Source organism: Enterobacter asburiae (genome assembly GCA_011754535.1).
Lineage (GTDB): Bacteria > Pseudomonadota > Gammaproteobacteria > Enterobacterales > Enterobacteriaceae > Enterobacter > Enterobacter cloacae_N.
On record JAAQVN010000001.1, the window covers coordinates 1,078,532 to 1,104,744 of the forward strand.

Consider the following 26,213-nt stretch of genomic DNA (forward strand, 5'->3'; position numbering starts at 1 on the left):
CACGGGTCTGACTTTTTTGCCCGAGCCGGGAGACCGGCCCGGGCAAGGTATTCGTGTGGTAATGCGTTGAGCACAGCAACAACCATAACAACAAGAAGGAAGCATCATGTTTAAGTCTTTTTTCCCAAAGCCGGGGCCTTTTTTCCTGTCGGCATTTATTTGGGCACTGATCGCGGTCGTGTTCTGGCTGGCGGGCGGCGGTGCATGGCTGGCACGCATCGTGGGGGCGACAGGCGAGGTGCCAATTAGCGCGGCGCGCTTCTGGTCGTTCAGCTATCTGCTGTTTTATGCCTATTACGCGCTGTGCGTGGGGCTGTTTGCGCTGTTCTGGTTTAATTATTCCCCTCATCGCTGGCAGACGTGGTCCATTCTGGGAACGTCGCTGATTATTTTTGTCACCTGGTTTCTGGTCGAAGTGAGCGTAGCCATTAACGCGTGGTATGCCCCGTTCTACGATCTCATCCAGAAAGCGCTGAGCGCCCCTAACAGGGTGCCAATCGGCGAGCTTTATAATCAGTTAAAAATTTTTATGGGCATTGCGATGATCGCTGTCACCGTGGCGGTGCTGAATAATTTCTTCGTCAGCCATTACGTCTTCCGCTGGCGTACGGCGATGAACGAATTCTACATGACGCACTGGGAGCGTCTGCGTCATATTGAGGGTGCTGCTCAGCGCGTTCAGGAAGACACCATGCGTTTCGCGTCAACGCTTGAGGATATGGGCGTCAGCCTGCTTAATGCCATCCTGAAACTGTTTGCGTTCTTACCGATTCTGGTCGCGCTTTCTCCCCATATTTCAGCATTGCCGATTGTCGGACATTTACCGTACGGCCTGCTCATCCCGGCGCTGATTTGGTCGCTTATGGGCACAGGCCTGCTTGCCGTCGTCGGGATTAAGCTGCCGGGCTTAGAGTTTAAGAACCAGCGTGTTGAAGCGGCCTATCGTAAGGAACTGGTCTACGGAGAGGACGACCCAACGCGCGCTGCGCCCCCGACGATAAAAGAGCTGTTCCGCAACGTCCGTTTCAACTACTTCAGGCTCTATTTCCACTACATGTATTTCAATATTGCCCGTATTTTCTATCTGCAGGTCGATACTGTTTTTGGACTATTCCTGTTGTTCCCATCTATTGTTGCGGGAACAATCACGCTGGGCTTACTGACCCAGATTACGAACGTGTTCGATCAGGTCAGAAACTCATTCCAGTATCTGATCAACTCCTGGACCACGCTGGTAGAGTTGATGTCTATCTATAAACGTCTGCGCAGCTTTGAACATGAGCTGGGCGATCGTGACCTGCAGGAAGTCACCAACACATTTAGCTAATACAGGAAGTTGCTATGTCTTTTGCCTTACCGCGTGCGTTACCGTTGTCCTTGCTGGCTGCCCTCGTTCTGGCGGGCTGTGCCGAAAAAGGGGCGACTCCGCTTAAAAAGGGTGAGAAGCCCGTGGATGTGGCAAGTGTTGTGCGGCAAAAAATGCCCGCCAGCGTGAAGGATCGCAATGCGTGGGCCTATGCGCTGGCAAAAACCTTCGAAAGCCAGAAGATTGCCCCTACCGAGGAGAATATCTGCTCGGTGCTGGCGGTGGCGCAGCAGGAGTCGATGTACCAGTCAGACCCGGTGGTGCCGGGTCTCAACAAAATTGCCTGGAAAGAGATTGACCGCCGCGCGGAATCAATGCATATCCCGGTGTTCCTCGTGCATACCGCGCTGAAAATCACCTCGCCAAACGGTAAAAGCTACAGCGAACGGCTGGACACGGTGAAAACCGAAAAACAGCTCAGCGCCATCTTTGATGATTTCATTAACATGGTGCCGATGGGACAGAAACTGTTTGGCTCGCTGAATCCGGTTCACACCGGCGGCCCGATGCAGGTGAACATTGCGTTTGCTGAGAAGCATACCGACGGCTACCCGTGGGAAATTGACGGTACGGTGCGTCAGGAGGTCTTCTCCCTGCGCGGCGGGCTGTGGTTCGGCACGTATCATCTGCTGAACTATCCGGCGAACTACAGCGAGCCGCTGTACCGCTTTGCAGACTTTAACGCGGGCTGGTATGCCAGCCGTAACGCGGCGTTTCAGAGTGCGGTCAGCCGCGCAAGCGGCGTCAAGCTGGCGCTGGACGGCGATCTTATCGCCTACGGCAGCAGCGAGGCGGGAAGCACCGAGCGGGCGATCCGGAAATTATCGACAGCGCTTGATATGAGTAATGGCGACATTCGGCGTCAGCTTGAGAAAGGCGACAGCCTGGCGTTTGAGAAAACGGCTCTCTACAAGAAGGTATTTGCCCTTGCAGAGAAGAAGAGTGGGAAAACGTTACCGAGGGCTATTCTGCCGGGTATTCAGCTGGAAAGCCCTAAGATCACGCGTAACCTGACAACAGCATGGTTCGCGAAACGCGTGGACGATCGCCGGGCTCGCTGTATGGGGCTTTAATGGCGACGACGAAAGCGCAGGACGAGCGCGACAACGCCTAAAATCATACACCCCGCGAGGAAGGGAACGAGGCCAAACAGCGTGCTCACGCCAAACCCGATTTCAACCCGCGGGCGTCCGTTATCCTGCACCTGCATCAGGTGTTCATAAACGCCCGGCGCGTGCACCAGCATATTGAGCAACTGGGAGCCAGCCCAGAAACAGAACAGGACAAACAGGGCATACGCGATATTACCCGCCGTGGAGGTTTTTGGTTTGCCGCCAAAAATCGGTTTCGACAATGTAAAGTCAGCCATGTTGACCTCCCGAGATATCACTCTGTTTTAATACGCGTCTTACGGAGTGAGTTTGACAGGTCATCGCATTTGTCAATATCAGAATCGTGGTAATTTTCGCTCAGGAATTCTCCTGGATTGTTGATTTCTGCAGCATGTCACAATTTGTTAACTTAAATGAAACTGCGCCGCGTTTCAGAATTTCCGCATCTGCCACAGACCTGGCGGTAAAACTGTGAGAGGATGTCTTTTTTTCCCTGCCGGAGTTGTTATGAAGCTCACGTCCAAACTTCGCCGTGACTGGCACTACTACGCCTTTGCTATTGGCCTGATTTTTATTCTTAACGGCGTCGTGGGGCTGTTGGGATTTGAGGCAAAAGGCTGGCAAACCTATGCCGTGGGCCTGGTGACCTGGGTAATCAGTTTCTGGCTCGCAGGGTTGATTATCCGCCGTCGTCCGGAAGAGACGACAGCGGAGGAGACGGCTAAGGGTGCCGATTAACCGTTAACGGAACTTTTCAGGGCGCTGTCGGCGGCGTGACGCTCCAGCGCCAGTTCGATCAGGCGGGTGATCAGCTCAGAGTAGCCTAGCCCGCTGGCCTGCCACAGTTTTGGATACATGCTGATGTTGGTGAAACCCGGCAGCGTGTTGATTTCATTGATAACAACTTCGTTCTCCGGCGTCAGGAACACATCTACGCGCGCCATGCCGCTGCAGCCGAGCGTCTGATAGGCGCGAATGGCGATCGCCCGGATCGCGTCGTTGATCACCGGATCGATATTCGCCGGAACGACAACCTGTGCGCCTTTATCATCAATGTATTTGGTGTCATAGGAGTAGAAGTCGCTGTTTAAGACCACTTCACCGCAGGTGCTCGCCTGTGGAAAATCGTTGCCCAGCACGGCGCACTCAATTTCGCGGCCTTTGATCCCCTGCTCAACCACCACTTTATGGTCGAACTCAAACGCCATACGAACGGCCTGCGTGAACTCTGCTTCGCTGGTGACTTTGCTGACGCCCACGGAGGAGCCCTGATTGGCCGGCTTCACAAACAGCGGCAGACCCAATTCAGCGCTGATCTGCGCGAAGCTGTGCTTATCGCGGTTGGCGCGGGTGAGCGTCACGAACGGTGCGATATTCAGGCCGGCATCACGCAGCAGACGTTTGGTGACGTCTTTGTCCATGCAGGCGGCGGAGCCCAGCACGTCCGAGCCGACGAACGGCAGGTTGGCCATGCGCAACATCCCCTGCAGGGAACCATCTTCGCCCAGGGTGCCGTGCACGATAGGGAAGACCACGTCGATCTGGGCGAGAGCCTGCGCGTTGCCTGCGTCGATGAGCTGTCCCTTCATGACGCCGGGTACGGTGGCGACGCTGATCTCCGAAGGGTTGAGGGCGATGTGCGCCGGATCGTGGGCATTCAGCAGATACTGGCTGGCATCGTTAACGTGCCACTGGCCCTGTTTATCAATGCCCAGCAGCACCACGTCGAAACGGCTTTTATCGATCGCATCAACGATATTTTTAGCCGATTGCAATGACACCTCGTGCTCTGCTGATTTTCCCCCAAAGACAATACCTACGCGCTGCTTTGCCATCTCACTCTCTTCCAGTCTGACGAAAAGCCAATAACATACCACGATGCCCTGCGGGTTTCGCGGCCTTCTGCCATAATGTTTTGGGGAACAGTGAGGGGGGAGAGTGAAAGGAAAAACGTTGCTGATCGTTTTCATCCTTGGGGCAATCGCAACGGCGGGCTATCGCTGGTTGCCGTCTTACTACAACCCCTTCACGCCGCTGACCCTGGACGACCCGCCTGGCCGCATTACCCAGTATAAACTTCGGCGCTTAACGCCCGAAGCCTGCTCGAGCCTGTTAGCGCAGGCTAATCAAAGAAACCTTATTCGCACCCAGGCGGTGGCTGACAGCGGCGGGGAATGTCCGCTGAGGAACGTCGTGCGCGTGCGAGACTTCGGCCCGGTGAGCCTGAACGGCAGTTTTCTTGCCAGCTGTCCGCTGGCGCTCAGCTCGGCCCTGTTTGTCAGCCAGCAGGCCCGGCCCCTGACTAAACGCTTCACCGGCAGTGAACTGACCCGCATTGAGCACCTCGGCAGCTTTGCCTGCCGCAATATTTACCACCGGCCCGATGCGCGGCGCAGCGAGCATGCCACGGCAGAGGCGCTGGATATCGCCGCTTTTCGGCTGGCGAACGGGGAGCATGTTACGGTGCTGAAGGGCTGGAAATCGGCAAAAACGCAGCCCTGGTTGAAGGCTCTGCTGGCGGCAAGCTGCGGCTACTACGGTAACGGTCTTGGGCCGGAGTATAACGCGGCGCACGCCAGCCATTTTCATCTGGGAATGCGCGGCTTTGGCCTCTGTCGCTGAAGCATAATCTTCCGCCAGAAAATGGATGATTTGTGACTTATTTCACAAATATGATGACTGGGAAGATAAAACACCAAAGTCAGCAAGGCCGCATCTCTGGTGCGACGTTAAGGCGCGTAACTTGCTAATCTGACGGCGAATTCGCCTAAAAATGAAGACTATTTCTGTATGGAATCCTGGAAAGTTAATCTCATCTCGGTCTGGTTCGGCTGCTTCTTTACAGGGCTTGCCATCAGCCAGATCCTGCCGTTCCTGCCGCTGTACGTCTCGCAGCTGGGGGTCACCTCGCATGAAGCGCTCTCCATGTGGTCCGGCCTGACGTTCAGCGTCACGTTTCTGGTTTCCGCCATTGTGTCACCGATGTGGGGCAGCCTGGCCGACAGGAAAGGGCGCAAGCTGATGCTGCTGCGCGCCTCGCTCGGGATGGCGATAGCTATTCTGCTCCAGGCCTTTGCCACCAACGTCTGGCAGCTGTTTTTCCTGCGGGCGGTGATGGGGCTGACGTCCGGGTATATTCCCAACGCCATGGCGCTGGTTGCCTCTCAGGTGCCGCGCGAGCGCAGCGGCTGGGCGCTGAGTACGCTCTCTACCGCCCAGATCAGCGGCGTTATCGGCGGCCCGCTGCTGGGGGGCTTTCTGGCTGACCACGTCGGGCTGCGCGCGGTGTTCATCATCACCGCGATCCTGCTGGTGATCAGCTTTCTGGTTACGCTCTTTCTTATCAAAGAGGGTGGCCGCCCCGTTATCAGTAAATCTGAGCGCCTGAGCGGCAGGGCCGTCTTCGCCTCGCTGCCTTACCCGGGACTCGTGATTAGCCTGTTTGTCACCACCATGGTGATCCAGCTCTGCAACGGTTCGGTCGGCCCGATTCTGGCGCTGTTTATTAAGTCGATGGAGCCGGACAGCAACAATATCGCCTTTCTCAGCGGCATGATTGCCGCCGTGCCGGGCGTTTCCGCGCTGATCTCTGCCCCGCGCCTGGGCAAGTTAGGTGACAGGATCGGCACGGCGCGCATCCTGATGGCGACGCTGATTTTTGCGGTGGTGCTCTTTTTCGCCATGTCGTTTGTTACCTCTCCGCTTCAGCTGGGCGTGCTGCGATTTTTACTCGGCTTCGCGGATGGCGCTATGTTGCCTGCCGTACAGACGTTGCTGGTCAAATATTCCAGCGACCAGGTCACGGGGCGTATTTTTGGTTATAACCAGTCTTTTATGTATTTAGGCAACGTTGCCGGTCCGCTTATTGGCGCATCCGTTTCTGCAATGGCGGGTTTTCGCTGGGTATTTGCCGCGACGGCGATAGTCGTTTTAATCAATATTATTCAGCTGGCTATTGCCCTGCGTCGCCGCAGGCAAATAGCGGAGTCGAAATCGGCGAAATAACCGTTGTTAGATGTATTATATATTCTTATGGTTGCCGCATTTTTATATAACAAAATGCGGCGTTTATTTTATAGAAAAACGTTTCGCTGAAAATGCCGGGGCGCTAATTTGGCGACAGCGTCACTTTTGCATAAGATAATACTTTTCTCCGCTTTGCATATTTCATTCCTGGTGTTAATTTCAGAGAAAATCCCATAAGGAAATAGCACGATGAAGAATCTCATTGCTGAGTTGCTGGTCAAGCTTGCACAAAAGGAAGAGGAGTCGAAAGAACTGGTCGCCCAGGTCGAAGCGCTGGAAATCGTTGTCACGGCGCTGCTGCGGCAGATGGCAACATCTGACCAGCAGGCGTTAATTGATAGCATCGAAGGGGCGCTGGACAAGGCGCGGCCCGATACGCAGGTTCCGCCAGAGGATGCCGAGTTGCTGCAGCAATACGTAAAGAAGCTGTTGAGGCATCCGCGCAGTTAAGCCGTTACGGACGGTGCTGACATATCATAAAATTGTCATGCCGGATGCCTGTGGTCGCTCTGTTTTATTTTTTATGTATTGGGACCTGGATAAAATAAATTGAAACAGAGCGCATGTTTCATCGCGTTACTTCCCCTGTTAATTACCCCGGCTATTTATGCCGAGACCGTCCATTTCGGCGCGCTGGATATGAAATGATAAATTCCCGGCGGAAATCACATCTGCCGGGTGGTTTTTTTTCTGTCACGAACCAGACTTACAGGGAATATTCACAAAAGGATGGTGCAATGAAAACAACATTACTGGTTACTCTGTTCTCCGGCCTGTTCCTGATCTCCTCGGCGAATGCGGAAGAGAAAACGCTCACGCCGCAGCAGCAACGTATGACCACCTGCAATCAACAGGCGACGTCCCAGAGTCTCAAGGGGGATGCGCGTAAAACCTACATGAGCGACTGCCTGAAAAACGGCGCCACGAAACCCGGCGAAAAAAGCCTGACGCCGCAGCAGCAAAAAATGCGCGAGTGTAATGCGAAAGCGACCGAACAGTCCCTGAAGGGAGACGATCGCAGCAAGTTCATGAGTGCCTGCCTGAAGAAAAAAGTGTAGTTCTAACGGGTGAGCGGCGCGGGCTGCTCACCCGAAATTTCATACTTTCCTTGCAGACCCCCTCTCTATAATTTGGGAAAATGTTTCAGAATATTCCCAAAAATGATGAATGATGAAACGTACTACACCAAAAAGCGCATTCGGGAAGAGTGGAGTTTAACTCTTTCTCAGGATGACCCTCACCGCGCCGGCTTCCAGCTCGCCAGGCGAGTTCGGCTGGCGCGCGCTGTCGGGCTGGCGGCGATGTTTTTCCCCGTGGCAGAAATGCTGGTCAGCCATTTTTTACCCGGCGGCTGGTGGTTGTTACTGGTGGGGTGGGCATTCGTCTGGCCGCACTTCGCCTGGCAGTTATCCTGCCGCGCCGCTTCACCTCTTCAGCAGGAGATCTTCAACCTTAAGATGGATGCCATTATCGCCGGGCTATGGATTGGCGTGATGGGGGTTTATGCGTTACCTGCGGCAGCGCTGTTGATGATGGTGGGTATAAATATGATGGGCTCAGGCGGCTGTCGTCTGTTTATTTCAGGGATGGCACTCACCACGCTTTCCGTGCTGGTCACATTACCTCTCGTTGGCCGCGTGGTGCCCTTTAATCCGGGAGCGCTGGAGTGGGGCTTAACGCTTCCCGTCCTTATGCTTTATCCCATGCTGTTTGCCTGGCTTAGCCATCGCACTGCCGTCAGGCTGGCGGAACATAAGCGGCGGCTGGAAATGATGAGTACCCGTGACGGCATGACCGGGGTCTTTAACCGTCGACATTGGGAAATGCTGCTGCGCAATGAGTTTGAGCTCTGTCGCCGGAGCCACTGCACCGCCACGATATTGCTGATTGATATCGACCACTTTAAAAACATCAACGATACCTGGGGGCACGACGTGGGCGACAAGGCTATCGTGGCCATTACCCGCCAGCTCCAGATGTCGGTGCGGTCAGGCGATGCGATAGGCCGGTTTGGCGGGGATGAATTCGCGGTGATTATGTCCCAGACGGCCGCTGAAAGCGCCATCGCCGTCATGTCGCGGGTTCACGCGCGGCTGGAAACGCTCTCGTTACCGTGTGCGCCGAAAGAGCCTCTGCGCATCAGCGTGGGCGTGGCTCCCTGGGGACCGCAGTTTGTGCACTATCGGGAATGGCTGAAGGCGGCAGATGTGGCGCTGTATAAGGCGAAAAATGCCGGGCGCGGCCGCACCGAAGTGGCGGCCTGACGCCCGACCAGACATCAGGATTTACTCAGCTTCTCTGACTTTTCCATGCATTTGGCCATCGCCTCGATGACGGCCGAACGGAACCCGCGCTCTTCCAGCACCCGCACCGCTTCGATGGTGGTACCGGCCGGGGAGCAGACCATATCTTTCAGTTCTCCCGGGTGTTTACCGGTCTCCAGCACCATTTTGGCGGAGCCCATCACTGCCTGTGCGGCGAATTTATACGCCTGCGCACGCGGCATACCGCCAAGCACGGCGGCGTCCGCCATCGCTTCTAAAAACATGAAGACGTACGCGGGGGCTGAACCGCTCACGCCGACCACCGGATGGATCATCGATTCCGCAATCACTTCCGCCTCGCCGAAGCAGCGGAAAATGTTCAGCACGTCCGCTACCTCTTCTGAGGTCACCAGCGCGTTAGGGGTGACGGAGGTCATGCCAGCGTTGACCAGTGAGGGGGTATTCGGCATCGCGCGGACGATTTTACGGTCGTGGCCCAGCGCGCGGGCCAGCTGATCGAGCGTCACGCCCGCGGCAATCGACACGACCAGCGTCTCTTTATTCAGGCTGGAGGTGATGTCGCTTAACACTTTGATCATGATGTTCGGCTTAACGGCACCAAAGACGATATCGGCAACCTGGGCCACCTCCTGCGCGCTTTCGGCGGCGTTGATCCCGTATTGATCGCGCAACGCGGCGACGTTATCCGGTGACGGGGTATAGACCCAAATCTGACCCGGCAGGACCTGCCCGCTGGCGATCAGGCCGCCCAGGATGGCTTTGCCCATGTTACCGCAGCCGATAAACCCGATTTTCTTATCCATCACGATTCTCCGTCATTATGCGTTGTTTTCTCTGATTGATAGCTTAACAACGAAATGCAGGCGACAATAGTCGGCAGAGTCATTATGGGGAGACAATATGGCGATTTGGGTTGATGCGGACGCGTGTCCGAATGTGATTAAAGAGATTTTATTCCGCGCCGCCGAGCGCGTTCAGATGCCGCTGACGCTGGTGGCGAACCAGAATATTCGCGTACCGCCTTCGCGGTTCATCCGCTCCTTGCGCGTGCCGGCCGGGTTCGACGTAGCGGATAACGAAATAGTTCGTCTGTGCAGCGCGGAGGATCTGGTTATTACCGCCGACATACCGCTGGCGGCTGAAGTGCTGGAGAAAGGGGCGGCGGCGCTCAACCCACGCGGTGAACGTTATTCGCCTTCAACCATTCGTGAAAAGCTCACCATGCGCGATTTTATGGATACGATGCGGGCCAGCGGCGTGCAGACCGGTGGACCGGACAGCCTGTCCCAGCGCGATCGCCAGCAGTTTGCCGCCGAACTGGATAAATGGCTGCTGGAAGTGAAGCGCCGTACAGCGTAATGATAATTATTGTCAATTTGTGGTACAGTGTGGCTTCCACAGGGTTGTCATCCCGTACCGCTTTGCAGTAAAGTAATCGACACATCTTCTGCAATTATTTCTTTACACTCTTCAGCCATTCGGCATCAAGGGGAACACCTGGCTATGACCCAACCCATCTTTTTAGTTGGCCCCCGCGGCTGTGGGAAAACCACCGTTGGCCTGGAACTGGCACGCGCGTGTCATCGTCAGTTTATTGATACCGACCACTGGCTGCAGACCGAGGCCGGCAAAACCATTGCAGACATCGTGGAGCAAGAGGGATGGGAAAGCTTTCGCGCCCGCGAAACGGCCGCGCTGAAAGCGGTCACCACGCCGTCAGCCGTCATTGCGACGGGAGGCGGCATTGTTCTGGCCGAATGTAATCGTCACTTTATGCGCGAAAAAGGCATTGTGATCTATCTCTGCGCGCCGGTGGCGGCGCTGGTCGGGCGCCTTGAGGCATTTCCTGAAGAGGGACAACGCCCGGCGCTGACGTCAAGGCCGCTCAGCGAAGAGGTGAGCGAAGTGCTGGCCGAGCGCGATGCCCTGTACCGTGAAGCGGCGCACCATGTTGTGGATGCCTCTGCGGCCCCGGAAGATGTGGTAATTCAGATTATTACCGCCCTGCGTCTGGCGTGTGCCAGCTAACCGCCGTCTATACTGATAGCTCAGACATAAAAAAAGGATGAGCTATGCCAACCAGACCTCCCTATCCGCGCGAAGCACGTATTGTTACCGTTGAAAAAGGCAATGGCGACCAGACTGTCACCTGGTACCAGCTGCGTGCCGATCACCCCAAACCGGACTCGCTGATCAGTGAACATGAGACTGAACAGGAAGCGCTGGATGCCAAACGGCGCTACGAAGATCCCGATAAGTCATGAATGTTTTCCTAAACGCTCCAATACCGTGCCTGAATCACACTTTTTACTCATCGCAAATGTTAAGCAGGAGTTAATATTTAGTTATTACAGGTAGCTCCGTTACCGGCAGGCGATCTTTACATTTCGGAACAGAGATCGCCTGCTACGCTTGGTGCTGTTTTGTTGAAAAAACGAACTGTGCAGCGTAGTGAGCCTGTACCTGTGTACACGTTTTTGTAGTGATGGAAGGCGAAGAAGATGAAAGCAACGTTGGCGATCCTCACCATTGGTGTGGTCCCTGTAAGCGAAGTGTTACCGCTCTTAACCGAGCATGTATCTGAACAACAGATCACGCATCTTAGCCTGCTGGGTAAGATGAGTCGGGAAGAGGTCATGGAAGACTACGCTGTAGAGGCGGGGGAGGATCCCCTGGCGACGTTATTAAGCGACGGTAAACTGGCGCATGTTTCTCGACAGAAAATTGAGCGTTCGCTGCAGGCTGTAATAGAAGTACTCGATAATCAAGCGTATGACGTTATTTTGCTGATGAGTACCGCCCCCATTAAGGGACTCATTGCGCGTAATGCGATTCTGCTTGAGCCAATGCGCATTATTCCTCCGCTGGTGGCCTCCATTGTTGACGGGCACCAGGTTGGGGTCATTGTGCCCATTGAGGAGCTCATGGACAACCAGGAAGCAAAATGGCATGTGCTCGAAAAAACGCCCCTGTATGCGCTGGCAAATCCCTTCTGGGACAGCGAGGCTAAACTCATTGCTGCCGGGAAGGCGCTGCTGGAGAGAGGGGCAGATGTGTTGATTCTGGACTGTCTTGGTTTCCACCAGCATCACCGCGATTTACTGCAAAAGGCGCTGGACGTGCCGGTGCTGTTATCCAACGTTCTGATGGCTCGCCTGGCCTCAGAGCTTCTGACGTAATGATTTTGCGTGACAGGTGATGAGCATGGCCCCTATAGTGAATTTTTATCTCTGAATATAAGGGCCAGTTCATGCTTCAAAGTAACGAATACTTTTCCGGTAAAGTGAAATCCATCGGTTTTACCAGCAGCAGCACTGGCCGCGCCAGTGTGGGCGTGATGGCTGAAGGGGAATACACCTTTGGCACGGCTGAAGCGGAAGAGATGACGGTGGTCAGCGGCGCGCTGAACGTCTTACTGCCGGGTGAAACGGAATGGAAAGTTTACGCTGCCGGGCAAGTTTTCAACGTACCTGGCCACAGCGAGTTCCATTTGCAGGTTGCTGAGCCGACCTCTTATCTGTGCCGCTACCTGAAATAAAAAATAAGCCGGGTGGCGCTCACGCTTACCCGGCCTACGTTTTGCCTGTTATCTCTGCGCTTCGCCGCCAAGACCTTCCACCAGATTCTGAATTAACGCGGCCAGCTCGCCGGTCATCAGGATAAAGTCCGCGTCAAAGCGCTGGGCGTAATCTTCCCGGTCGATATCTTCGTTCTGATCGCGCAGTTCATCGCAGAACTTCAGACGCTTCACGGAGCCGTCGTCACACATCACGAACTGAATGCGCTGCTGCCAATCGAGCGCCAGTTTGGTGACCACTTTACCAGCCTCAATGTGTACGGCGATCTCGTCGCTCACCAGATCCTGCTTCTTCGCGCGGATCACGCCGCCATCTTCCAGCAGGGCTTTCAGCTCGGCCTCGTCCAGGATCTGGAAACCTTGCGCCGCGGTACCGCTGCGGACCCATTCGGTCAGGGTCAGCTCAATCGGCGTTTCCAGCGCCAGCGGAACGACCGGTAAAGAGCCGATGCTTTTACGCAGCAGGGCCAGCGTATCTTCGGCTTTTTTGGCGCTGGCGCAGTCCACCATAATCAGCCCGTTAACGGTATCGATCCACATCATCGTCTGGCTGAAGCGGCTAAAGGCACGCGGCAGCAGAGAGTGCAGCACTTCGTCTTTCAGCGAATCTTTTTCGGTTTTTTTCAGCTTGCGGCCCTGTTCGGCTTCCAGCTTGAAAATTTTTGCTTCAAGCGCCTGCTTAACCACCGGCGTGGGCAGAATTTTCTCTTCTTTGCGGGCGCAGACGATGATTTGACCCGTGCTGCTGGCGTGGGTCAGTGCATCGCTTTGTGAGCCCATTGGCGGAACCCAGCCGGTTTTCGCCATATCCTGGCTACCGCAAGGGGAAAAGCTATAAGCGGCTAACTGTTTTTCCATCTCTTCTGCGCGCAGCGAAACGTCGCGGCTGAGACGGTAAACCATCAAATTTTTGAACCACAGCATGATAATTTCCACGGCCTTGTCGTTAAATCAGCGGGCATGATAACGAATTGTCGCATCGCTTGCATTGCTAATCGGGAAGCGTGCTTCTACTCTGTTGATAATCAAAATAATGAGGAGAGTCTTGTGCGTATTGGGATTGATTTGGGCGGCACCAAAACAGAAGTCATCGCACTGAGCGAGCAGGGGGAACAGCTGTTTCGCCATCGTCTGCCGACGCCGCGCGATGACTATCACCAGACGATCGAGACGATTGCCCGGCTGGTCGATATGGCCGAGCAGGCGACAGGACAAACCGGCAGCGTCGGGATGGGGATCCCGGGGTCGATCTCGCCGTATACCGGGGTGGTAAAAAACGCCAACTCCACCTGGCTCAACGGTCAGCCGTTTGATAAAGATTTAAGCGTGCGCCTGAACCGGGAAGTGCGTCTGGCCAACGACGCTAACTGCCTGGCGGTCTCTGAGGCCATCGACGGCGCGGCAGCCGGGGCGCAGACCGTGTTTGCGGTGATTATCGGTACCGGCTGCGGCGCGGGTGTGGCCTTTGGCGGACGTGCCCATATCGGCGGCAACGGCACGGCGGGCGAGTGGGGACACAACCCGCTGCCGTGGATGGATGAAGATGAGCTTAAATACCGCGCCGAGGTGCCGTGCTACTGCGGCAAGCAGGGCTGTATCGAGACGTTTATCTCCGGCACCGGTTTTGCGACTGACTACCATCGCCTGAGCGGTCAGCCGCTCAAGGGGAACGAGATTATGCGTCTGGTGGAAGAACAGGATCCCGTGGCCGAACTGGCGCTCAGCCGCTACGAAATGCGTCTGGCGAAATCGCTGGCGCACGTGGTGAATATTCTTGACCCGGACGTGATTGTGCTCGGCGGCGGCATGAGCAACGTTGATCGACTGTACGCCACGGTACCGAACCTGGTGAAACAGTGGGTCTTCGGCGGCGAGTGTGAAACCCCGATCCGTAAAGCCGTCCACGGCGACTCCAGCGGCGTGCGAGGCGCGGCGTGGTTATGGCCGGAATAAACGCAGGTTGTGTTAGTACCCTCTCCCTGTGGGAGAGGGCCAGGGTGAGGGCATCAGACCGAACGATCCCCCCATTTATTCCACCGCAAACACCCTATCCAGCCTGCTATACCCCAGCCCGTTGATTTTCTTCACCTTAATCTGCACCGGAATGCGTTCTTTCATCGCTTCAACGTGGCTGATCACCCCGATGGTTTTTCCAGTGGCGTTCAGCGCGTCGAGCGCATCCAGCGCGGTATCCAGCGTTTCACTGTCGAGCGTGCCGAACCCCTCATCCAGGAACAGGGAATCAATTCGCGTTTTATGGCTCACCAGATCGGACAGCGCTAACGCCAGCGCCAGGCTGACCAGGAAGCTTTCGCCGCCGGAGAGCGTACGCGTATCGCGCACCGCATCGGCCTGCCAGGTGTCGACCACTTCCAGCTCCAGCGCCTCGCTGGCTTTGCGCTGCAGCAGATAACGCCCGTGCAGGCGGTTGAGCTGCTGGTTAGCGAGCCAGACCAGGTTATCCAGCGTCAGCCCCTGCGCGAACTTGCGGAATTTGTCGCCGGTGCTGGAGCCGATCAGCGCGTTCAGATATCCCCAGTCATCTGCCTGGCGCGCGGCCTCTTCAATTTGCAGCATTAACGCCTGCTGATGCTGGCGGTTATCGCTGTCCTGCTTAAGCTGCTGGCGGATCTCGCCCTGATGCGTGGTGTTCTCGCGAAGCCGTTGCGCCAGCTGCTGCAGCTGGCTTTGCAGAGTTGACGCATCCGCATCAAGTTCTTCCGGGCGCAGCGCAAGGTGCGCCTGCAGCTGCTGATTAGCCTGGCCGGAAAGGGCTGCGGCCTGCTGTATCTGGTTTTCCAGCGACTGTTTCAGCTGCTGGAGGTGACTGATAGCGTCGTCGTCCAGCAGGGCCGCAAGGAACGCCTCCCGATCGGCAAAACAGCTCGCTGCGATCGCCGCGGTGAATTGCGTCTGCGACTGCTGCAGGCGCTCGTGCTCCAGCGCTTCCTGCTGCTGCTGGGCGGTGAGCTGGCTTTGCAGCGACACGCATTCATTGTGGATGTCGCGCCAGCCATCAGGAATGGCCGGTTCAGCCTCTTCGCTGTTTGTTGCCGGAAGCGTGTCGAGCAGCGGCTTCAGCGCGTTTATATGTTCCTGAAGCACGCCGTGCTGCGTTTGCTTCTCCTGCCATTGAGAGAATTCCGCTTCGCGGGCGTGCAGCCAGCCGGCTTCATTACCCTCTTCGGGAACACTAAGCGAGAGTGCGAGCAGGGTGTGTTCCAGCGTCTGGCGTGCGGCCGTCAGCTGCTGCTGATACTGGCGCTCCTGCGCTTCCTGCTCGTTCAGCTGGTTTTGCAGGGTCAGGCGCTGGCTGAGCTGATAAAGCTGCCGCTCGTACTGTTCCTGCTCGTTCATCCATGGCGCGATATCCTCCTGAATATTCAATGCGATATTCAAAGACGTGCAGGCCTCCACCCACGCTTTAGTGAGTGCTTGCTCCTCCTGAGACAAGGCCTGCGCTTCGTCTGTCTCACGCTGGATTTGCTGAGCCAGGGCATTCACCTGCCCCAGCACCAGCAGGCCTTCCTCTTTAAGCGCGGCGACCTCTTTTTCCAGCGCATCACGGCGGCGCTGGTTATCCGTCAGCTCAAGCGACCGGTATTGCTCAACGGCAGGATGGTCACTGGAGCCGCACAGCGGACAGGGTTTGCCTGCCTCAAGCTGTGAGCGATAGCTTTCCAGATCTTTAATCGTCGCTTCACGTTCGCACAGGGCCTTCAGGTCCAGATAGTGCTGGTGTTTCTCTTTGTACCGCTGGCGGCGCAGCGCCAGTGTTTCATTGAGCTTGCTCTGCTCAGCCTGGGCTTTTTGCGCGCTTTCACCGCTCTGGCGCAGGCGTTTTTGCAGCGGCTGATAGCGGGCATGGAGCGACGTCAGCTGCTGACGCAGCGTTCGGGACCGGGACTGCTGCTCCATGGCCGCGCTGACCTCATCCGCCGTCAGCGTCAGCGTATTTTCCGGCATCTCCGCCAGCTTCTGACGTAGCTCAGTCATCCGCGCAGCAAGGGCGGCGAGCTGACTTTTGTCACGGTTTAGCTGTGAGAACTGGGCGCGCCAGCCGGCAATTTCCTGTCCCAGCAGGCGATAACGCTCGTGCTCCGCCAGCCACTGCGCCAGCGCCGTCAGTTCGGCCTGTAGCCGCTCATGGGTACGCAGGGCGGTATTGCGGATCCGCGCGCGCAGTGCGGTTTTGGTCTGTAAGCTAGTATTTACTTCGTTAATTCGCTGCTGGGTTTGCGTCAGACGTGAGGTTTGCTCCTGCTGGTGCTCCCAGAGCGGACGAAGCTGGGCGGCGGGCAGAGCAAGCTGGAGCTTTGCCAGTTCCGGCGCCGCGTTCGTTAGCGCCTGTTGCGCCTGCTGCTGCAGGGCGGTGACGCGCTGCTGCTCCTGCACAAGCTCGTCATGGCGCGTAAGCCACTGAAAATCTTTCTGCTGTCGCTGCTGTTGGGCCAGCAGGGTTTTCTCTTCGTCAGTAAGTGCCTGCAAACTTTGCTGCAACTGCTGCTGTTGCGCTTCGCTGAGCAGCACGACGCCCGCCGCCTGCGCCTCGTACTTTTCCAGCACGCCGCGTGCAGCTTTGTGTTTTTCAAACACCATGGCGGAAATCTGACCGTAGATCTCGGTGCCGGTTAGCTCTTCCAGCAATTCTGCGCGATCGCCCGGTTTGGCATTAAGGAAGGCGGCAAACTGCCCCTGCGAGAGCAGCATCGAGCGGGTAAAGCGGCCGTAGTCCAGCCCGGTGAGCGCCGCGGTTTGCTCCAGTTTATCCGAAACCTTATCGGCCAGAATCTTGCCGTCCTCGCAGCGGGCCAGCTCCACGCGCGGTGCCTGTAAGTTCCCGTCCGGCTGGTTGCGCGCCCGGTTCTGGCTCCAGAACGCGCGATAGGCAACGCCTTTCACCTCAAACTCCACTTCCGCCAGGCACTCGGCGGTATCACGCGTCATCAGGTCGTTTTGCGCCTGAGAGACCTTATTCAGGCGCGGCGTTTCGTGGTAGAGCGCAAGGCAGATGGCGTCGAGCAGGGTAGTTTTGCCCGCACCGGTTGCGCCAGTGATGGCAAACAGGCCGTTGCTGGCAAACGGCTCCGCGGTGAAGTCAATTTTCCACTCGCCCTTGAGGGAGTTGAGATTTTTCAGACGCAGGCTCAGAATTTTCATGCGTTTTCTTCCTCGTCATTGAGGACGTGCAGGGTATGGTTGAACAGCTCGTTGAGCCGGACGCGCTTCGCATCATCGATCTCTTCCTGCGACAGGCGGCGTTCAAATACCTCTTCTACCCGAAGTTCACTAAGGGTTTCACGCTGTGCGCCGAGCAGAATTTTCTCGCGCTGCTCGCGGCTGCGGCGCACCAGCAACACCTCTACCGGCAACTCTTCGGTCAGCGCCTGAATTTTCCGCTGCATATCGTGGAGGTAGTCGTCGGTGGTGATTTCGATATCCAGCCAGACGGGAGGATTAAGCGCCGCGCCGCGCCACTGCTCAAGCTGGGCGGTGATGGCGTCCAGATCGCCCTTCAGCACCGCCAGCGGCTGGGTGACCGGCACCTCCAGCGTCTCGACGGCGCTGAGTTTACCCTCGCTGAAGCTCACCAGATGCACGGACTTGGCTTTCCCGGTTTCATCGAAGCTGAGCGAAATAGGGGAACCACAGTAGCGGATATGCTCGCAGCCGCCGATGACCTGGGCACGGTGAATGTGCCCGAGCGCGATGTAGTCGGCTGGCGGGAAGTTTTGCGCCGGGAACGCATCCAGCGTGCCGATATAGATCTCGCGGACCGCGTCACTTTTGCTGGCCCCGACGGTGGTGAGGTGCCCGGTGGCAATGACCGGAATGGCCTGTTCACCGCGCAGGGCGCAGGCATCGGCGTGCTGCTGGTGGTAATAATCGGTGATGGCCTGCAGGAGATGCTGCTGCTTTTCCGCACCCGACAGCCCCGCCTGGCTTTGCACGATGTCGCGCGGCCGTAAAAACGGAATGGGACACAGTACCGCCCCCGGGGTGCCGTCGCGTTTTTTCAGGATCTGCGGCGCGTGCCCGGCGCTGGCGACCACGGTGGTATTGAGAAACGCCAGGATGTCGCGGGATTCATTGAGCGTCGCGACGGAATCATGGTTGCCAGCGACAATCACCAGATGACAGCCGGTCTGCTGCAGGTTGACCACGAAGCGGTTGTACAGCTCACGCGCATAGCTGGGGGGCGAGCCGGTATCAAAGATGTCACCCGCCACGATAATCGCGTCCACCTCGTGCGTCCGGGCTGTTTCCAGCAGCCAGTTCAGGAACGCTTCATGTTCAGCCGCACGGCTTTTGCTGTAAAAATTTTGACCCAGATGCCAGTCCGAGGTGTGAAGTATGCGCATAGGAGATCCGTGGCGAAAAACGATGCGGGCGATTATAAACTGTCAGGGAGAGGAAAATAACCGCTGTAATAAAACAACAGTTTGCCATTTGTAGTGGTACTGTTTTTCATAAATCTGTCATAAAACTGACGCATAATGGCGCCGCATTACAAACTTGTAACTTAAATAAGATAAGACAGGGCAAAGTATGGCGAGACGTATTCTGGTCGTAGAAGATGAAGCTCCAATTCGTGAAATGGTGTGCTTCGTGCTCGAACAAAATGGCTTCCAGCCGGTTGAAGCGGAAGATTATGACAGCGCGGTGAACCAGCTGAATGAACCCTGGCCCGATCTGATTCTGCTTGACTGGATGTTGCCCGGCGGCTCCGGACTGCAGTTTATCAAACACCTGAAGCGTGAAGCGCTGACCCGCGATATTCCGGTTGTGATGCTCACGGCGCGCGGAGAGGAAGAGGATCGCGTGCGCGGTCTGGAGACCGGCGCGGACGATTACATTACTAAACCGTTCTCCCCGAAAGAGCTGGTTGCGCGCATTAAGGCCGTCATGCGCCGGATTTCGCCGATGGCGGTGGAAGAGGTGATCGAAATGCAGGGCCTCAGCCTTGACCCCACCTCACACCGCGTGATGACCGGCGAAAACCCCCTCGACATGGGGCCTACCGAATTTAAACTCCTGCACTTCTTTATGACCCATCCGGAACGCGTTTACAGCCGCGAGCAGTTGCTGAATAACGTCTGGGGAACTAACGTGTATGTCGAAGACCGGACGGTTGACGTACATATCCGCCGCCTGCGAAAAGCGCTGGAACTGAGCGGCCACGATCGCATGGTACAGACGGTCCGCGGCACGGGTTATCGTTTCTCGACCCGTTTCTGAACAATGACAGGAGTGTGACGCGTGCTGGAACGTCTGTCATGGAAAAGGCTCGTCTTTGAACTGATCTTATGCTGTATTCCGGCCCTTCTTCTGGGGGCCTTTCTTGGGCATCTGCCGTGGTTTCTGCTGGCGGCGGTCACCGGGCTGTTAGTCTGGCATTTCTGGAACCTGCTGCGTCTCTCATGGTGGCTGTGGGTTGACCGCAGCATGACGCCGCCGCCGGGAAGCGGCAGCTGGGAGCCGCTGCTGTACGGTCTGCACCAGATGCAGATGCGTAATAAAAAGCGCCGTCGCGAGCTGGGAAGCCTGATCAAACGCTTTCGCAGCGGTGCAGAGTCGCTGCCGGATGCCGTTATTCTGACAACCGAAGAAGGGACAATCTTCTGGTGTAACGGCCTTGCGCAACAGCTGCTGGGCCTGCGCTGGCCGGACGATAATGGTCAGAACATCCTCAACCTTCTGCGTTATCCCGAGTTCACGCTGTATCTGAAAAAGCGTGATTTTACCCGTCCCCACAATCTGAAGCTGAATAACGGTCGCCATCTGGAAATCCGCGTTATGCCCTACAGCGATCGCCAGTGGCTGATGGTGGCGCGCGACGTTACCCAGATGCACCAGCTGGAAGGGGCGCGTCGTAACTTCTTCGCCAATGTGAGCCACGAGCTACGCACTCCGTTGACCGTGCTGCAGGGCTACCTGGAGATGATGCAGGAGCAAACCCTGGAAGGCGCGCCGCGTGAAAAAGCGCTGCACACGATGCGTGAGCAAACGCACCGTATGGAAGGGCTGGTGAAACAGCTGCTGACGCTCTCGAAGATTGAAGCGGCGCCGTCGCTTGCGCTGAATGACACCATAGATGTGCCAATGATGCTGCGCGTCGTGGAGCGTGAAGCGCAGACGTTAAGCCATAAAAAACATCAGCTGACCTTTGAGGTCGACAATACGCTGAAGGTGCTGGGCAGCGAAGATGAACTGCGTAGCGCCATCTCCAACCTGGTGTACAACGCGGTAAACCATACGCCGGAAGGGACGGATATCGTAGTGCGCTGGCAGCATACGCCGACAGGCGCCGAGTTTAGCGTGGAGGATAACGGGCCGGGGATTGCCCCGGAGCATATTCCGCGCCTGACCGAGCGTTTCTACCGGGTGGATAAAGCGCGTTCGCGGCAGACGGGGGGGAGCGGACTGGGGCTGGCGATTGTGAAACACGCGGTGAATCACCATGAAAGCCGTCTTGATATCCAGAGTACCCTGGGTAAGGGAACCCGCTTCAGTTTCGTTATCCCGGAACGATTAATTGCCAAAAAGAGCGCCTGACGGCAGGCGTGTCATTTTACCTTTCCACGGGTCAGCGTTTGCTGGCCCGTTTGCTTTGCAGTCAAGCGAAACGCGTGTGAATTTTATACGGCTGGCTGTTTTTTGTTCGCATGATTAGCCATGGGTTTTTCTTATAATTAGCGTATTGTGCTGGAGTGTATTTTCATGCTGGCATATTGTTCTGGTTTTACGATCCCACCTTGCCTTTAAACGTTATAAGCGTTTAAATTGCCCCCCAGATACTGTCAGACCGACTGTATTTGCGTGGTAAATCGAAAAACTATTCTTCTCCACGCCAGGACGGGAGCATTTCCCGCTGAAATTGAGCAAATTTTCGGCTGTATCGTCCCGTCAGGGGAATCGAAAATCTCAACGTTTTCAACACCACATCCACAGGCAGTAAGGTTTTATGACCCATCACTTAAAATCGCGTGACATTATCGCGCTGGGCTTTATGACATTTGCGCTGTTCGTTGGCGCAGGCAACATCATTTTCCCTCCAATGGTTGGCTTACAGGCGGGTGAACACGTCTGGACCGCCGCGTTTGGTTTCCTGATTACTGCCGTGGGTCTGCCGGTCCTGACCGTTGTCGCGCTGGCGAAAGTCGGCGGCGGCGTGGATAGCCTCAGCACCCCGATTGGTAAAGTGGCGGGCGTACTGCTGGCTACCGTCTGCTATCTGGCCGTTGGCCCGCTGTTTGCGACCCCGCGTACCGCGACCGTTTCCTTCGAAGTAGGGATTGCTCCTCTGACCGGCGACGGCGCGATGCCGCTGTTTATCTACAGCCTGATTTATTTTGCCATCGTGATCCTGGTTTCCCTCTATCCGGGCAAGCTGCTGGACACGGTCGGTAACTTCCTGGCACCGCTGAAAATTGTGGCGCTGATCGTGCTGGCCGTGGCGGCCATCATCTGGCCAGCCGGTCCAATTAGCGACGCGATGGACGCCTATAAAAACGCCGCGTTCTCTAACGGCTTTGTGAACGGCTACCTGACGATGGATACGCTGGGCGCGATGGTGTTTGGGATCGTTATCGTTAATGCCGCGCGTTCCCGCGGTGTGACCGAAGCGCGTCTGCTGACCCGCTATACCATCTGGGCTGGCCTGATGGCCGGCGTGGGGCTGACGCTGCTGTATCTGGCACTGTTCCGTCTGGGCTCCGACAGCGCCATGCTGGTCGATCAAAACGCCAACGGTGCGGCTATCCTGCACGCTTACGTTCAGCACACCTTCGGTGGTGCGGGCAGTATGCTGCTGGCGGCGCTGATCTTCCTGGCGTGCCTGGTAACCGCGGTTGGCCTGACCTGCGCCTGCGCAGAGTTCTTTGCTCAGTATCTGCCGCTCTCATACCGTACCCTGGTGTTTATCCTCGGTATCTTCTCCATGGCGGTGTCCAACCTCGGTCTGAGCCACCTGATTCAGGTCTCGATTCCGGTGCTGACGGCGATTTATCCGCCGTGCATCGTGCTGGTGGTGTTGAGCTTCACCCGTCCGTGGTGGCATAACTCCTCACGAATTATTGCGCCAGCCATGTTTATCAGCCTGATTTTTGGTATCCTTGACGGGATTAAAGCATCAGCGTTCGCTGAAATTCTGCCAGCCTGGACACAGCGTCTGCCGCTGTCCGAGCAGGGCCTGGCCTGGCTGATGCCTACCGTTGTTGCACTGGTTCTGGCGGTTATCTGGGATCGTGCTGCAGGGCGTCAGGTCGCATCTAACGCTCATTAATCAACGGCAACAAACTGTTTAACCACGGGGCTTAAGGCCCCGTGGTTTTTTGTTTTTTTCGTGTTGAATGGCAAGATTTAAATGGAAAGCACTAACAAACTTAAACGTGGATTGAGCACGCGCCACATCCGCTTTATGGCGCTGGGCTCTGCTATCGGCACCGGTCTTTTTTATGGCTCGGCAGATGCCATCAAAATGGCCGGTCCCAGCGTTCTGCTGGCGTACATTATCGGCGGTGTGGCGGCGTATATCATCATGCGCGCCCTCGGCGAAATGTCGGTTCACAACCCGTCTGCCAGCTCCTTCTCCTGCTACGCGCAGGAAAACCTCGGCCCGCTGGCCGGGTTTATCACCGGCTGGACCTACTGCTTTGAAATTTTGATTGTGGCGATTGCCGACGTGACGGCATTCGGCATCTATATGGGCGTCTGGTTCCCGGCGGTGCCGCACTGGATTTGGGTGCTGAGCGTGGTGCTGATCATTTGCGCCGTCAACCTGATGAGCGTGAAGGTGTTCGGCGAGCTGGAGTTCTGGTTCTCCTTCTTCAAGGTCGCCACCATCATCATCATGATTGTGGCCGGTTTCGGGATCATTATCTGGGGAATTGGCAACGGCGGGCAGCCGACCGGTATTCACAACCTCTGGAGCAACGGTGGCTTCTTCAGCAACGGCTGGCTCGGGATGGTCATGTCGCTGCAAATGGTGATGTTCGCCTACGGCGGTATCGAGATTATCGGTATCACCGCCGGGGAAGCGAAAGATCCGGAGAAGTCCATTCCACGCGCCATCAACTCGGTGCCGATGCGTATTCTGGTGTTCTATGTGGGTACGCTGTTCGTGATTATGTCCATCTACCCCTGGAATCAGGTGGGTACCAACGGTAGCCCGTTTGTTCTGACCTTCCAGCATATGGGGATTGCCTTTGCGGCCAGCATTCTTAACTTTGTGGTGCTAACCGCGTCGCTTTCCGCGATCAACAGTGACGTCTTTGGCGTGGGCCGTATGCTTCACGGCATGGCGGAGCAGGGCAGCGCGCCGAAGGTGTTCGCCAAAACCTCACGCCGCGGCACGCCGTGGGTGACGGTGGTGGTGATGACCGTAGCGCTGCTGTTCTCGGTTTACCTGAACTACATCATGCCGGAGAACGTTTTCCTGGTGATTGCGTCCCTGGCGACCTTCGCGACGGTATGGGTATGGATCATGATCCTGCTGTCGCAGATTGCCTTCCGCCGTCGTCTGTCGCCGGATGAGGCGAAAGCGCTGAAGTTTAAGGTGCCGGGCGGGGTGGCGACGACCGTGGTCGGGCTGATCTTCCTGGTGTTTATCATTGGCCTGATTGGCTACCACCCGGATACCCGCATTTCCCTGTACGTGGGCTGTGCGTGGATCGTTCTGTTGCTGATCGGCTGGGTGTTTAAGTGCCGCCGCGACCGCCAGCTGGCGGAAGCGCAGTAATATTTGTATTACTTGTTCCGTGGAACGGAATTACCCCAATAGCAGCATGTTTCCCCCTCACCCCAGCCCTCTCCCTCAAGGGAGAGGGAGCCGTCCGTGCGGGCATTATTACCTCCTCCCCCGTCCTCCTCCCCCAATAAATCACGTCATGGTGAGCTATCCTTAACCACCCTGTGGCAAGGTGACGTCAATTTCATCAGAGGGGATTCGTGATGTTAAACGCCTGGCACCTTCCGGTTGCCCCATTTGTTAAGCAAAACAAAGACAACCTTGTGATTACGCTCTGGCTGGCGGGGGAAAACCAGCCTGAACGCGTGACGCTTCGCGCCGAAATTGATAACGAAGAGACCGGGCTGAAAATGCACAAGCTGCGCAGCCAGCCGCAGCCGGGGATCACCGCGTGGCGGGCGAATATCGACCTGAGCAGCGGGCAGCCGCGCCGCCGTTACAGCTTCAAGCTGCTGTGGAACAACCGTCAGCTGTGGTTTACCCCGCAGGGGTTTAGCCGTTTCCCGCCCGCGCGGCTGGAGCAGTTTGCCGTCGATTATCCTGATAACGGCCCGCAGTGGGTTAACGAACAGATCTTTTACCAGATTTTCCCGGACCGCTTTGCGCGCAGCGAAAAACGCACCGCCGACCAGGACAAGGTCTATTTCCATCATGCGGCCGGTCACGACATCATTCTGAAAAAATGGGATGAACCGGTGACGGCGCAGGCAGGTGGCTCGACGTTCTACGGCGGCGATCTCGACGGCATCAGCGAAAAGCTGCCGTACCTGAAAAAACTGGGCGTGACGGCGCTGTACCTCAACCCGGTGTTTAAAGCCCCGAGCGTGCACAAATACGATACCGAAGATTATCGCCACGTTGATGAGCAGTTTGGCGGCGACGAGGCGCTGCTGCGCTTGCGTAAGAATACGCAAAAAGAGGGGATGCGCCTGATCCTGGACGGCGTGTTCAACCACAGCGGCGATTCGCACGCCTGGTTTGACCGCCATAACCAGTCGATGGGCGGGGCATGTCATAACCCGGACTCGCCGCAGCGCGACTGGTACAGCTTTAACGAAGAGGGCCGCGCGCTGGACTGGCTGGGCTACCCGAGCCTGCCGAAGCTGGATTTCCAGTCGCCTTCTCTGATTGATGAAATTTACGGCGGTGAAGACAGCATCGTCCGTCACTGGCTGAAGGCGCCGTGGAATATGGACGGCTGGCGCCTGGACGTGGTGCATATGCTGGGTGAAGCGGGCGGGGCGCGGAATAACATTCAGCACGTCGCCGGGATCGCGCGTTCGGCAAAATCGGCCCAGCCGGAGGCGTTTGTGTTTGGCGAACACTTTGGCGACGCGCGCCAGTGGCTGCAAAACGATGCGGAAGATGCGGCGATGAACTATCGCGGCTTTACCTTCCCGCTGTGGGGATTCCTGGCAAATACCGATATCTCCTACGATCCGAACCATATCGATGCCGAAACCTGCGCAGCGTGGATGGATAACTATCGCGCAGGCCTGTCGCATCAGCAGCAGCTGCGGATGTTTAACCAGCTCGATAGCCACGATACCGCGCGCTTTAAATCCCTGCTCGGCAAGGACGTCGCACGTTTCCCCCTGGCGGTCACATGGCTCTTCACCTGGCCGGGTGTGCCGTGCATTTACTACGGAGATGAAGTGGGGCTGGACGGCAACAACGATCCGTTCTGCCGCAAAACATTCCCGTGGGAGGAAGAGAAACAGGACAAGGTGCTGTTCAGCCTGTATCAGCGGCTGGCGAAGCTGCGCAAGCAGAGCCTTGCCCTGCGTTACGGTGGCTGTCAGGTGGTGTACGCCCACGATAACGTGGTGGTGTTTGTCCGCGTCTATAACCAGCAGCGCGTGCTGGTGGCGATCAACCGGGGCGAGGGCTGTGAAGTGGTGCTGGATGATTCACCGCTGCTAAAGGTGGCGATGTGGAAGAACAAAGAGGGCAAGGCGACGATGCAGGACGGCGTGCTGGCGCTGCCTGCGGTATCCGCGACGGTCTGGCTCGGCAGCTAATCCGCTAATGTTTCCACCTTTTAAGATGGCGCAAATGCAACGATTTGTGTCAATCTTAACGGATTGTATACGGTGAA

At 56.6% G+C, this 26,213-nt stretch carries 25 protein-coding genes; 19 read left to right on the plus strand and 6 right to left on the minus strand.

Annotation, left to right across the window (positions count from 1 at the left end):
- Nucleotides 1-106 precede the first annotated feature (106 nt).
- On the plus strand, nucleotides 107-1,327 hold the full coding sequence (gene sbmA / locus HBM95_04940; GenBank protein NIH42283.1) for a peptide antibiotic transporter SbmA: 1,221 nt from the start codon (nucleotides 107-109) through the stop codon (nucleotides 1,325-1,327).
- Nucleotides 1,328-1,341: 14 nt separating this feature from the next.
- Nucleotides 1,342-2,439 carry a DUF1615 domain-containing protein gene (locus HBM95_04945; GenBank protein ID NIH42284.1) on the plus strand — a complete coding sequence of 366 codons (1,098 nt, stop codon included), beginning with the start codon at nucleotides 1,342-1,344 and terminating at the stop codon, nucleotides 2,437-2,439.
- Here HBM95_04945 and HBM95_04950 read toward each other — a convergent pair.
- Entirely contained in the window at nucleotides 2,436-2,735 is a 300-nt protein-coding gene (locus HBM95_04950; protein NIH42285.1) for a DUF2755 family protein, read from the minus strand. The two genes, HBM95_04945 and HBM95_04950, sit on opposite strands and share 4 nt — an antisense overlap.
- Before the next feature lie 250 nt (nucleotides 2,736-2,985).
- On the opposite strand from HBM95_04950, the gene HBM95_04955 reads away from it, so the two are divergent.
- Nucleotides 2,986-3,216, plus strand: coding sequence for a DUF2754 family protein (locus HBM95_04955; GenBank protein NIH42286.1), 231 nt, complete (start codon nucleotides 2,986-2,988; stop codon nucleotides 3,214-3,216).
- On the opposite strand, the gene ddlA is transcribed toward HBM95_04955, so the two are convergent.
- Complete coding sequence (gene ddlA, locus HBM95_04960; GenBank protein NIH42287.1) at nucleotides 3,213-4,313, minus strand: D-alanine--D-alanine ligase; 1,101 nt, start codon at nucleotides 4,311-4,313, stop codon at nucleotides 3,213-3,215. The two genes, HBM95_04955 and ddlA, sit on opposite strands and share 4 nt — an antisense overlap.
- Before the next feature lie 103 nt (nucleotides 4,314-4,416).
- Here ddlA and HBM95_04965 point away from each other — a divergent pair, with 103 nt between their 5' ends.
- The 5 genes from HBM95_04965 to adrA all read left to right on the plus strand — a co-directional run bounded on the left by HBM95_04965 (nucleotide 4,417) and on the right by adrA (nucleotide 8,768).
- Nucleotides 4,417-5,100, plus strand: a complete 684-nt coding sequence (locus HBM95_04965; GenBank protein NIH42288.1) for an extensin — start codon at nucleotides 4,417-4,419, stop codon at nucleotides 5,098-5,100.
- Nucleotides 5,101-5,268: 168 nt separating this feature from the next.
- On the plus strand, nucleotides 5,269-6,483 hold the full coding sequence (locus tag HBM95_04970; protein ID NIH42289.1) for a multidrug efflux MFS transporter: 1,215 nt from the start codon (nucleotides 5,269-5,271) through the stop codon (nucleotides 6,481-6,483).
- Nucleotides 6,484-6,693: 210 nt separating this feature from the next.
- On the plus strand, nucleotides 6,694-6,954 hold the full coding sequence (iraP, locus tag HBM95_04975) for an anti-adapter protein IraP (protein NIH42290.1): 261 nt from the start codon (nucleotides 6,694-6,696) through the stop codon (nucleotides 6,952-6,954).
- 287 nt (nucleotides 6,955-7,241) lie between these two features.
- A complete protein-coding gene (psiF, locus tag HBM95_04980; GenBank protein NIH42291.1) occupies nucleotides 7,242-7,562 on the plus strand; it encodes a phosphate starvation-inducible protein PsiF in 321 nt (106 codons plus the stop codon).
- 102 nt (nucleotides 7,563-7,664) lie between these two features.
- Nucleotides 7,665-8,768 carry a diguanylate cyclase AdrA gene (gene adrA, locus HBM95_04985; GenBank protein NIH42292.1) on the plus strand — a complete coding sequence of 368 codons (1,104 nt, stop codon included), beginning with the start codon at nucleotides 7,665-7,667 and terminating at the stop codon, nucleotides 8,766-8,768.
- 14 nt (nucleotides 8,769-8,782) lie between these two features.
- Here adrA and proC read toward each other — a convergent pair whose 3' ends face one another.
- A complete protein-coding gene (gene proC, locus HBM95_04990) occupies nucleotides 8,783-9,592 on the minus strand; it encodes a pyrroline-5-carboxylate reductase (GenBank protein NIH42293.1) in 810 nt (269 codons plus the stop codon).
- A gap of 97 nt (nucleotides 9,593-9,689) precedes the next feature.
- Here proC and HBM95_04995 point away from each other — a divergent pair, with 97 nt between their 5' ends.
- The 5 genes from HBM95_04995 (at nucleotide 9,690) to ppnP (ending at nucleotide 12,327) form a co-directional block, all read left to right on the plus strand.
- Nucleotides 9,690-10,148, plus strand: coding sequence for a YaiI/YqxD family protein (locus HBM95_04995; GenBank protein NIH42294.1), 459 nt, complete (start codon nucleotides 9,690-9,692; stop codon nucleotides 10,146-10,148).
- Between the two features lie 144 nt (nucleotides 10,149-10,292).
- The gene (aroL, locus tag HBM95_05000; protein ID NIH42295.1) at nucleotides 10,293-10,817 is read left to right on the plus strand and encodes a shikimate kinase AroL; all 525 of its coding nucleotides are present in this window, start codon (nucleotides 10,293-10,295) and stop codon (nucleotides 10,815-10,817) included.
- A 44-nt stretch (nucleotides 10,818-10,861) separates the two neighbouring features.
- On the plus strand, nucleotides 10,862-11,053 hold the full coding sequence (locus tag HBM95_05005; GenBank protein ID NIH42296.1) for a hypothetical protein: 192 nt from the start codon (nucleotides 10,862-10,864) through the stop codon (nucleotides 11,051-11,053).
- Between the two features lie 237 nt (nucleotides 11,054-11,290).
- Nucleotides 11,291-11,968 (plus strand): AroM family protein, encoded by a 678-nt coding sequence (locus tag HBM95_05010; GenBank protein ID NIH42297.1) that lies wholly within the window; start codon nucleotides 11,291-11,293, stop codon nucleotides 11,966-11,968.
- Nucleotides 11,969-12,039: 71 nt separating this feature from the next.
- A complete protein-coding gene (ppnP, locus tag HBM95_05015; GenBank protein ID NIH42298.1) occupies nucleotides 12,040-12,327 on the plus strand; it encodes a pyrimidine/purine nucleoside phosphorylase in 288 nt (95 codons plus the stop codon).
- Nucleotides 12,328-12,375: 48 nt separating this feature from the next.
- Here ppnP and rdgC read toward each other — a convergent pair whose 3' ends face one another.
- Nucleotides 12,376-13,290 carry a recombination-associated protein RdgC gene (gene rdgC, locus HBM95_05020; GenBank protein ID NIH42299.1) on the minus strand — a complete coding sequence of 305 codons (915 nt, stop codon included), beginning with the start codon at nucleotides 13,288-13,290 and terminating at the stop codon, nucleotides 12,376-12,378.
- A gap of 123 nt (nucleotides 13,291-13,413) precedes the next feature.
- Here rdgC and mak point away from each other — a divergent pair, with 123 nt between their 5' ends.
- Nucleotides 13,414-14,319: a fructokinase gene (gene mak, locus HBM95_05025; GenBank protein ID NIH42300.1), complete on the plus strand. Its 906-nt coding sequence runs from the start codon at nucleotides 13,414-13,416 to the stop codon at nucleotides 14,317-14,319.
- A gap of 75 nt (nucleotides 14,320-14,394) precedes the next feature.
- On the opposite strand, the gene sbcC is transcribed toward mak, so the two are convergent.
- Nucleotides 14,395-17,526 carry an exonuclease subunit SbcC gene (sbcC, locus tag HBM95_05030; GenBank protein NIH42301.1) on the minus strand — a complete coding sequence of 1,044 codons (3,132 nt, stop codon included), beginning with the start codon at nucleotides 17,524-17,526 and terminating at the stop codon, nucleotides 14,395-14,397.
- On the minus strand, nucleotides 17,523-18,728 hold the full coding sequence (sbcD, locus tag HBM95_05035) for an exonuclease subunit SbcD (protein ID NIH42302.1): 1,206 nt from the start codon (nucleotides 18,726-18,728) through the stop codon (nucleotides 17,523-17,525). The genes sbcC and sbcD overlap by 4 nt, the downstream gene beginning before the upstream one ends.
- Nucleotides 18,729-18,915: 187 nt before the next feature.
- Here sbcD and phoB point away from each other — a divergent pair, with 187 nt between their 5' ends.
- From phoB to malZ, 5 genes are all read left to right on the plus strand, one after another.
- On the plus strand, nucleotides 18,916-19,605 hold the full coding sequence (gene phoB, locus HBM95_05040) for a phosphate response regulator transcription factor PhoB (protein NIH42303.1): 690 nt from the start codon (nucleotides 18,916-18,918) through the stop codon (nucleotides 19,603-19,605).
- Between the two features lie 21 nt (nucleotides 19,606-19,626).
- Nucleotides 19,627-20,922: a phosphate regulon sensor histidine kinase PhoR gene (gene phoR / locus HBM95_05045; protein NIH42304.1), complete on the plus strand. Its 1,296-nt coding sequence runs from the start codon at nucleotides 19,627-19,629 to the stop codon at nucleotides 20,920-20,922.
- A 409-nt stretch (nucleotides 20,923-21,331) separates the two neighbouring features.
- On the plus strand, nucleotides 21,332-22,651 hold the full coding sequence (gene brnQ / locus HBM95_05050) for a branched-chain amino acid transporter carrier protein BrnQ (protein NIH42305.1): 1,320 nt from the start codon (nucleotides 21,332-21,334) through the stop codon (nucleotides 22,649-22,651).
- An 81-nt stretch (nucleotides 22,652-22,732) separates the two neighbouring features.
- Nucleotides 22,733-24,106: a proline-specific permease ProY gene (gene proY / locus HBM95_05055; protein NIH42306.1), complete on the plus strand. Its 1,374-nt coding sequence runs from the start codon at nucleotides 22,733-22,735 to the stop codon at nucleotides 24,104-24,106.
- A 212-nt stretch (nucleotides 24,107-24,318) separates the two neighbouring features.
- Entirely contained in the window at nucleotides 24,319-26,136 is a 1,818-nt protein-coding gene (gene malZ, locus HBM95_05060; GenBank protein NIH42307.1) for a maltodextrin glucosidase, read from the plus strand.
- Nucleotides 26,137-26,213 lie beyond the last annotated feature (77 nt).